This is a genomic window from Plantibacter sp. CFBP 8775 (assembly GCF_014839505.1).
Classification (GTDB): domain Bacteria; phylum Actinomycetota; class Actinomycetes; order Actinomycetales; family Microbacteriaceae; genus Plantibacter; species Plantibacter auratus.
This window is the reverse complement of sequence record NZ_JACYNV010000005.1, coordinates 1-7886: the sequence shown is the minus strand read 5'-3', so window position 1 is coordinate 7886 and position 7886 is coordinate 1. Positions and strand designations below refer to the sequence as shown.

The window sequence follows — 7886 nt, the reverse complement described above, 5'->3', positions numbered from 1 at the left end:
ACCGGCTTGCGGCGGCGCTGGACGGCAAGGCCGGTCATCAGGGCGAGGCCGAGTGCGACCAGGCCGCCGGCGATCCAGCCGGTGCTCGACCCGTCGACGCCGGTGCTGGCAAGGCCGGCCGGGGTGACCGGCTTGACCTTGCGCAGCGTCTGTTCCTCGGGCTGGCCGCAGGTGCCCTCGCTGAGCAGTACGGTCTTGGTTTCGTCGGTGTAGGTGCGCTCGATCCAGTTCACGCCCTCGCCCATGTCCGGGGATGCGGTGAAGGTGGGCCCGGGGACCTCGGTGCGGCCGCCGATCACGATCGGCGTGGATTCGGTCTTGTAGACCGTTGAGGCGTCGCAGACGTTCTTACCGTCCACGATCTTGTAGGCGGTGAAGATCTGGACGGCCGTGGTCGGGTACAGGGCGACGTCGGTGTGGACCGCGGTGTCGCCGTACTGCTCACCGTCGTACACGGACGGCACCGCCTTCGTCGTCACGCGGGGTGCGGTCACGGTCTCGGCCGCGAGACCGAACGCGTCGTGCCAGTCAGCCTGCAGCGTCTTGGCGACCGTGGCGTCCTGGCTGGCGAGGTTCATCGACCACACCGCGGTGATCTGCCCGGTCACGCCTGCAGGCTTGACGAGCGAGGCCTCCATGACCTCGTCCGGGCCGGAGCAGGCAGCAGTGGCGGTCCCGAGGACCTCACGGCCGGCAGGGACCTCAGGGAGGTTGTTCTCCGTGTCGGCCTTCGCGTAGAACGCGATGTCCCAGACCACTCGGACGCCCGAACCGTCACGGTTCTTCCGCCACACCGGGTTCTTGCTGTCGGCAGCGACGTCACACACCGCCTCGTCGACGACGGTCCCGCCGACACCGACGAGCGTCTGCTGCATCTCCGACGTCGCCACCGGCTGGAACAGCGTCGACCGGTTCATGGGGTCGCCGGTCGAGAGCTGGAAAGAGAGCTCGGCCTTCGGGCCGGGGCCGGCGGTGTGCTGCTGAGCGCCACCAGCGGACTGGTAGACGCCGATCTGACCGGCATAACCCGACGACTTGCTGAACGTGCCCGTGCCGCTGATCTTGTAGTCGGTGACGCCGTCCTCAGGGTTCCCGCGAACCGGGAGCACCATTCCGTTGGTCACCCCAGCGATCGTCGCCGAGCCGGTGTCGGTGAAGACCCCGTTCGTCAGCGTGATCGTCCCCGTCGCATCTGCCGGTGCGAGTTCAGACACCTCGAGTGTGCCCTCATAGTTGTTCGTGGTGTCCACGTTCAACGAAAGGAGCCCGCCGCCCGCTCCGTCGGTGGCGCCGGCGGTGACGCTGCCGGCGTCGGCACGGATCTGCGCGAGCTTCGCGAGGACGTCCGCGCGCTGATCGGCCGGGACACGGCCTGCGTAGTACGTGTCGCCGGAGATGCCGTGGCTCTCGTACTCGGCGTTGTCCGCGAGCGACCACACGAACAGGTGCGTCGCGGCCGCCCAGTTGTTGTCAGCCATCTGGCCGTAGTTCGACACCGCCCAGTTCACGCGGGCGTTGTCATCGGCGCTCATCGACGCCCAGGCCTGGTTCCCGAGGAAGGCGCTGTCCCCGGTCGGCGGAGCCGCCGTGATCTCCAGACAGTACGTCGCGACCCCGTTGATGACTTCCTGACCGATGAACCCGTCGCCCTCGTCGTACCCGTACCCGTGGGTCGCGGCCTGCGCCTGCTGCGTGAACGCCGGCGAGACAGCTGATGCCGTTCCGAGCGCGCCACCCAGGAGCAGCGCGCCGGTAAGAGTGAGGGCGCCGAGCCGTCGGCGTCGGACCCTGTTCGTTGTCGGCGCCGCCGCGCCCACGCTGTGGTTGTCCATGAGGACCTTTCTGTATGAGGTGTGGACACTCGAGTGATGCCCTACATACAGATGCAGCTGCCGTGCAGTGACGCCCTGCACGGCAGCTCCCGGCTCAGACTTCAGCGAAAACGCGACGTCGGTATTGGCGCAGCGCACGCAGATGAGGGGTGGAGGATCTGGGGATGAACCCCGGATCGCGAAGAAAGGCGCCGAGCAGCGATGTCTCGCCGCGGTTTGGTCGGGCACCCCAACTGATACTCGCGATCGCCTCGATCTGGTGTGCTGGTACCGTCCGAAACTCCTCGCCGGCTTCTTGGAGCTCGGCGTTCTTGTTCCGTCCTGCGGAATCGATTGAACTGTGCGCGAGCCAGTCGACGATGTACGGAAGCGTCGGCTTCAATGATCGTGGCGACCGTGGCGCGAGTTCCCGGGCCGTCAGGGCAACCGAGCGGCGAACTGAAGCGCCCTCGCGCTCGATGAGGACCTCAGCAGGATCTCGATTCAGGCCTGTCGCTGGTAGGGACAACGATGGCTGCTCGATTGAATCGACGTAGGCCATCCTCCACTGACCCTTGCTCACTTCGTACATGCCACGGCCCGTCTCGCGGTGCATCCAACCGATGATGGTGTTGTGCGCGTACGCAAATGGATTCCGTGCTCCGGCGATACCTCGGGCGGCACCAGCGTCGACTGAGAGAGTGACACTCACGATGCTTGTGAGATCTTCCGCAGTCAGAGGTGGCATCCCCTTCGCACGCATTGTTGCTTGCAGGGACGGGACGAGATGTGCCGAGAGATCGTCGATGAAGGTCTGCCAATCGACACGCTGAAAGAACGCAGCTGGATCATCTGCCAGATGCAATGCTGCAGCGCGGAACCTGGCTTGCGCGAAGTCGCCGGGCTGGTCCATCACGCGTTCCGGATGATCGCGGTAATGGCTTGAACGCGTGTGAGTAAGCGGCGCACGCACGCGTCCGTCGCGATCCAGTCCTCCGTGTCCACGGGGTCCAACAGCACCACCTCTGCGAAGGTGTCGGGCCGGACTCCGCTCATCGCCGCTTCAGCGCGGGTGAGCACGTCGATGGCGCGATCCACCACTGCGCGCTGACCCTCTGTGGCGGCCAAGTGCCGCCGGTCAGACGTTGATTCATTGAGTTTTCTCGGTTGCTCTCGTCGCTTCACAGCTGTCATACGATCCCCACCCTCTTCGCCAGCGGCATGCCTGCCGTCGAGCCTGAAGCTCGAGACTGGAATCTCGCGACAGCTTCAAAATGCATTGGACGGCTAAGCATGTTCATCATACATAATGACACTATGAACATGGAAAGTGGTAATGTCAGCGTTATTAGAGTGGCGGCGAAGGCTGATGAGACCGCGCCGCATGTGCTCTCTATGGGGCAGACTGGTCCGGTGGTAGCTCCTATTCGACCTAACGACCCCGCTTGGACAGCGGATGTCGAGGCGTTCGCTGCCATCACGAGCACCCGGGGAAAGCAGCAGGTCCTCCACTACTTCGCTTCCCATGAACGTGCGCGGTACGGAGACATCCAGGACGCCCTCCAGTTCCCCAAGGGTGGGCTGCCCCGCGTTCTCCTAGAGCTCGAAGATGCCGGGATCCTGGATTGCGATCTGCCGCGCGGAAAGCGCCGGGGACGCGGCCCCATCTACTCGCTCAATCGTCAGCGGCTCCGTGACCTTGAGTCGAAGTGGCGGCGGTACGTCTTCGGTGACCCTTCGCAGGACTGACGCGGTCTCAATCACTACCGATGGCTGGGGTGCGCGAACTTTGACCCCTAGCTTTTTGAACCCCTTACGGGGTTGGCTTAATTGGCTCTGACCTGGGATTTGTCCCCCTAAGTGCGGCTTTCCATTCACTCAACCTGAGGTCATGCTGAGACTGCTTCTCTCTGCCTGCCCGGGTCGATCGCCAGCATCTAATCGCTCGCGATGGCCAAACACATGCGTTTTTCACGCCTGCTCATTGGAACCGCGATGCCCGACTCCAGCAACCAAACCTCGTCAGCCGTTTTCTCACTGACAGGGACGGTGGTGCTCTCTGCGCTGAGCAGGCACCCTGCATCAGACGTGGCGACAATTGCTCGTCAGACCGGCCTGGGCTCGCAGGCCGTGTCCGCGACGTTCACTCGCCTCGCATCGGAGCGAGTCCTCACGGTCGATGACTCGGGTCGCGCCAGCGTCGACGACCGACGACTGCGCAATGTCGTCGACACCATTGCCGACTTCATCGGCTGCTGATGGCCGCGAGGAGGAGTGCGCGGACTCGCAACCGGCCGGCAGCATGCTGGGACCTTTGACGTCGGCACGGTATGCACTATGAGCAGGTGTAATGACGTATTCAATGTTATTGTCGATTCGACGACAGCCCTGTCGCTGGAAAACTCGATCTCAGGAGCGACAGTGTTTAACGACACGCCGCATCAGCAGCGATTTCATATGACAAAACGTAGCCATCATGGGCTCATGACCCGTAACGCCGTTGGTCGGCCCAGCAAGGGCGACCGTGATGCTTTCACAACCAAGCCCGCCCGGCCGCTGGGCAACGCAATTCGTGAACGAGCCATAGCCTCGGGCATGACGTACGGCGACTACATCGCGAGCATTCTCGCGCGTGAGCTTGGGATGCCCGAGTACGCGCCAGGAGACCTGACCATGCAGGAGCTGCCCATCACCGCTTAAACGAAGAAGCCCGGTGCTTTCGCACCGGGCCCCTCAAAGATTCGTAGCTCAGAACCCCAGACGCCAATCACACGGTTCGAGCTAGTCCCACAAGAAACAGATCCGGTTAGCCCGGAGGCTTTTCCGTACCCACCTCCAGGAGGTGATGCAGCCATGGTAACTCAGTTGGGCACGTTTGTGGCCCTCTTTTTCGTTTTGCGTGCCTTCGGCGTGTCACCCCGGGTGGGTGCGCCGGGGGTAGCTCTTTGGTGAGGGGCAGGCTTCGGACCTCGGTTGAGGCGTTGGCTGCTGCTGGTGTGGGTGGTTGGTCGGCGTGGGAGTTGTCGCAGCGGATCTCGCCGGCACCGCATGTGCAGGCGATGCGGGTGGATGCGTATGGGGAGTTCGTCGCGAACGATTATTCGCAGGCGTATCCGGTGCGGGCTGGGGCTCCGGCGGGGCCGTGGGCGGTGCGGCTGGCGGGGTCCGACGGGTTGTTCTATCTGCTGGCGTTCGACTTCGACGGCGGAGATGCGTCTGAGCGGTTCGACCAGGTCGACGCGTTCACCGCACTGTTGGACGAGTGTGGGATCGAGCATGTGGTGTGCCGGTCGTCTGCGAAGGACCGCCGGCATGTGTGGGTCGGTATTGATCGCGCACAGGGCGCTCCTGCGGGGTTGGTGTCGCGGGTTGGATATGCCGGTAAGGCAGCGTTCTCGGTGCTGGATCACGGGATGCTGTCGAATCCGCGCAATGGTGCGTGCCGGCCGCCGTTGTCCCCACACCGGGACGGTTCCTCGTCCGTTGTGCTGCGAGGGAGCCTGGACGCGCTGCTGTATCCGTCGACGACACCGTCGCAGCTCGAGCAGCTGCTCGAGCTGCTCTATGCCCTCGCTCCCGAGGAGTCTGCGGTCGCCGCGACCCCGGCGCCTGGTCCGCTCCCCCGCGGCGGCCGCCGTGAGCTGACGGCCGCGGGCCGCGCGTTCATGGACGCACCAGGCGGTGGCGCTGATGCGTCTCGGAACGGCTACCAGGCACTCCTCGCGGCCGCGAACGCCGGCTGGGACTACCAGGACGTCGTCGACGCCGCCCGTACGGCTCCTGGCCTTGAGCACTTCCGCACCCAGAACACCGGACAGGGGCGGCGCCGACGTCGGCGGCCGGCCGAAGCCGAGAACCGGCTGCAGCGCGCCTGGACCAACGCCATGGCACGAGCTGCCCTGAACCAGTACGCGCCGGTCAGTGCCCGACCGCAGAGCCGTGATGAGGCGGGTTGGGCGGAGTTCGAGGCGTCCCTCGTCGACGTCTCCCGGATCTTGGAGAGCTTCCGAGTGAACCCCGGCCGGTGGGGCGGCCGCCATGGAGATCCGGCGAACCGTTCCGTGCTCACCGCTCTCGCGTTCCTCGTGCTCCGCACCGGCAAACGCACCGTCGCTGCCGCCGACCGGGACCTCGCCGAGCTCGCCGGTCTCAGCCACTCCACGGTAGCCGCAGCGCTCCTGCGCCTTCAAGCGGCCGGCTTCATCAGACGCGTTCAGGAACACCACGGCACCAACGCCGCCACTTGGCAACTCAGAACCCAGCCCGGACAGTTATCCACATCTACAGATCTAGGTCGGACACTCCCCCGAACGATCGCCGCCCCCCCGGCCGAACTCTTCAACGCCCGTCGCCTCTTGCTCGAGGAGACAGAGCAACATCTGACCGACCTTCGACACGATGTGTTCACGTTCCAGGGTCTCGGCCACCACGCAGGTCGCCTGTTCGCGCTGCTCCAGGACGGCGACACCGTCGAGCTCCAGACCGCGGCCGCACGATTGGGCATCAGTGCCTCGCACGCCGGTCGTGTCCTGTCGCAGATGGTGGGCGTGCGGTTGCTGGTGAAGCGTGGAACTCAATGGGGACGGACACTCCGCAACGTCTTCCACCGGGCGGCAGAGCTGTTGGGTGTGGACGGAGTACTCGAGCGTCGAGGCGAACGATTCACCATGGAACGCATCAGATGGCGCTGGTGGCTGGATCACCTCACGGCACGCGATGCGCCCGCCAACGCCCGGTCCCCCAGACCCACCGTCGAACAACCCACCCTCGTGTTCTTCGATGCGCAGGAACACAACGCCGGCGTCCTCCGCTACCCGCACAGACCCGACCAACCTGACCGACCAGATCACCACATGGCCGCCGAGCACGTGTACGCCGGACGACTCGACCACCTCTATGGGCAGACAGCCGCCTAGCGTCACTGGCCGTACCTGACGGGCCGGTGACGCTAGGCGCTGCTCCGCCCCGCTTTTGCATAGCTTTCAGAATGATATCAAAAGCATAATGCTATGATTTTGATGCGCAAACAGTTGTGTTCCGATAGTATGTGCACGTGATATCACTACGCTAGCGCTCCGCTACTATTATGAAACTGACGCGTGTTGATATCAGAATGGTTTCCATCTCATATTGGTTTGAAAGTAGGCTCATCGCATGATCATCCTCGTAGGTAGCCAGAAGGGTGGGCCGGGGAAGTCGACCGTTGCCATGAACCTGGCGGTCGAATATGCCACTCAGGGGAAGGATGTCTGCCTCGTCGACGCTGACAGTCAGCGGTCCATTGCCACCTGGCACGCCGACCGCGAAGACCAGAACCGCCAACCAGCTCTGGCCTGCGTCGAGAAGCTCGGCAACATTGCGCAGACGTTGACCGATCTGGCCACACGCTTCGACATTGTCATCGTCGACGTCGCAGGCAAGGACAGCAAGGAGATGCGCACGGGTATGACGGCCGCCGATAAACTGATCGTCGTCGTTCGGCCCAGTCAACTCGATCTCGACACTCTCGGCCACATGAGCGAGATCATCGAACAGGCGATGGATTTCAACCCCGAGCTCGAGGTTCGTGGACTCATCTCTCAGGCGCCGTCGAACCCCAATATCACCGAGCGCGACGACGCCGGGGAGTATCTCACCGACTACCCGATTCTCAAGCCCCTGGAGACGGTCATCCACGAAAGGAAGGCATACAGGGACGTCGTGGGGGAGGGACTCGGTGTCGTCGAATGGTCGAATCCGAAGGCCAAGGCCGAGATCAAGGAACTCGCAGCGGAGGTAATGGCGTAATGGCGATCAAGAAGCGGACACCGGTCGATCGGGCCGCGCAACTAGAAGCGATCGAAGCCTTCGGGGATGGGGCAGAACGGCCCGTGGAGACGAAGCCGTCGCCAATCGCGCAGACGGTGACGCAAGTCCCCTCGGTGACCGCACCCTCAGCTCAGCCGCCCGTGGATCCTGGATGGCCAGACGGAGTCGCGAAGACCTTCCTCATCCGTTATTCGGACCCGTCGATGCCAATCGGTCTGGCCGAGCTCGCACGCCTAGAGGACAGAAGCCAGCACGCATCAGCGCTGA

At 63.9% G+C, this 7886-nt stretch carries 9 protein-coding genes; 6 read left to right on the top strand and 3 right to left on the bottom strand.

The genetic code is table 11. The features are described 5' to 3' along the window. The 3 genes from IFR14_RS20540 to IFR14_RS20530 form a co-directional block, all read right to left on the bottom strand. Nucleotides 1-1832, bottom strand: a 1832-nt coding sequence (locus IFR14_RS20540; RefSeq protein WP_191942234.1) for a thioester domain-containing protein, incomplete at its 3' end; no start/stop codon positions are given. A gap of 94 nt (nucleotides 1833-1926) precedes the next feature. Next, nucleotides 1927-2724 (bottom strand): hypothetical protein, encoded by a 798-nt coding sequence (locus IFR14_RS20535; protein WP_191942233.1) that lies wholly within the window; start codon nucleotides 2722-2724, stop codon nucleotides 1927-1929. Continuing rightward, nucleotides 2724-2912: a hypothetical protein gene (locus IFR14_RS20530; RefSeq protein ID WP_191942232.1), complete on the bottom strand. Its 189-nt coding sequence runs from the start codon at nucleotides 2910-2912 to the stop codon at nucleotides 2724-2726. Before IFR14_RS20530 ends, IFR14_RS20535 begins: the two co-directional genes overlap by 1 nt. 216 nt (nucleotides 2913-3128) lie before the next feature. Here IFR14_RS20530 and IFR14_RS20525 point away from each other — a divergent pair, with 216 nt between their 5' ends. From IFR14_RS20525 to IFR14_RS20650, 6 genes are all read left to right on the top strand, one after another. Beyond that, nucleotides 3129-3560 carry a hypothetical protein gene (locus tag IFR14_RS20525; RefSeq protein ID WP_191942231.1) on the top strand — a complete coding sequence of 144 codons (432 nt, stop codon included), beginning with the start codon at nucleotides 3129-3131 and terminating at the stop codon, nucleotides 3558-3560. Nucleotides 3561-3761: 201 nt separating this feature from the next. After that, on the top strand, nucleotides 3762-4070 hold the full coding sequence (locus IFR14_RS20520) for a MarR family transcriptional regulator (protein WP_191942230.1): 309 nt from the start codon (nucleotides 3762-3764) through the stop codon (nucleotides 4068-4070). Nucleotides 4071-4085: 15 nt separating this feature from the next. Then, complete coding sequence (locus IFR14_RS20515; RefSeq protein WP_191942229.1) at nucleotides 4086-4511, top strand: hypothetical protein; 426 nt, start codon at nucleotides 4086-4088, stop codon at nucleotides 4509-4511. A 785-nt stretch (nucleotides 4512-5296) separates the two neighbouring features. Continuing rightward, nucleotides 5297-6727 (top strand): hypothetical protein, encoded by a 1431-nt coding sequence (locus tag IFR14_RS20510; RefSeq protein WP_191942228.1) that lies wholly within the window; start codon nucleotides 5297-5299, stop codon nucleotides 6725-6727. 238 nt (nucleotides 6728-6965) lie between these two features. Continuing rightward, the gene (locus tag IFR14_RS20505) at nucleotides 6966-7598 is read left to right on the top strand and encodes a division plane positioning ATPase MipZ (RefSeq protein ID WP_191942227.1); all 633 of its coding nucleotides are present in this window, start codon (nucleotides 6966-6968) and stop codon (nucleotides 7596-7598) included. Continuing rightward, a partial coding sequence (locus tag IFR14_RS20650) for a hypothetical protein (RefSeq protein WP_206756974.1) occupies nucleotides 7598-7886 on the top strand: 289 nt, incomplete at its 3' end. The genes IFR14_RS20505 and IFR14_RS20650, both read left to right, overlap by 1 nt.

Excerpts from the sequence above, each read along its gene's own strand:
- IFR14_RS20505 (WP_191942227.1), top strand. The coding sequence starts at position 6,966 with ATGATCATCCTCGTAGGTAGCCAGAAGGGTGGGCCGGGGAAGTCGACC.
- IFR14_RS20520 (WP_191942230.1), top strand. The coding sequence starts at position 3,762 with ATGGCCAAACACATGCGTTTTTCACGCCTGCTCATTGGAACCGCGATG.
- IFR14_RS20525 (WP_191942231.1), top strand. The coding sequence starts at position 3,129 with ATGAACATGGAAAGTGGTAATGTCAGCGTTATTAGAGTGGCGGCGAAG.
- IFR14_RS20535 (WP_191942233.1), bottom strand. The coding sequence starts at position 2,724 with ATGGACCAGCCCGGCGACTTCGCGCAAGCCAGGTTCCGCGCTGCAGCA.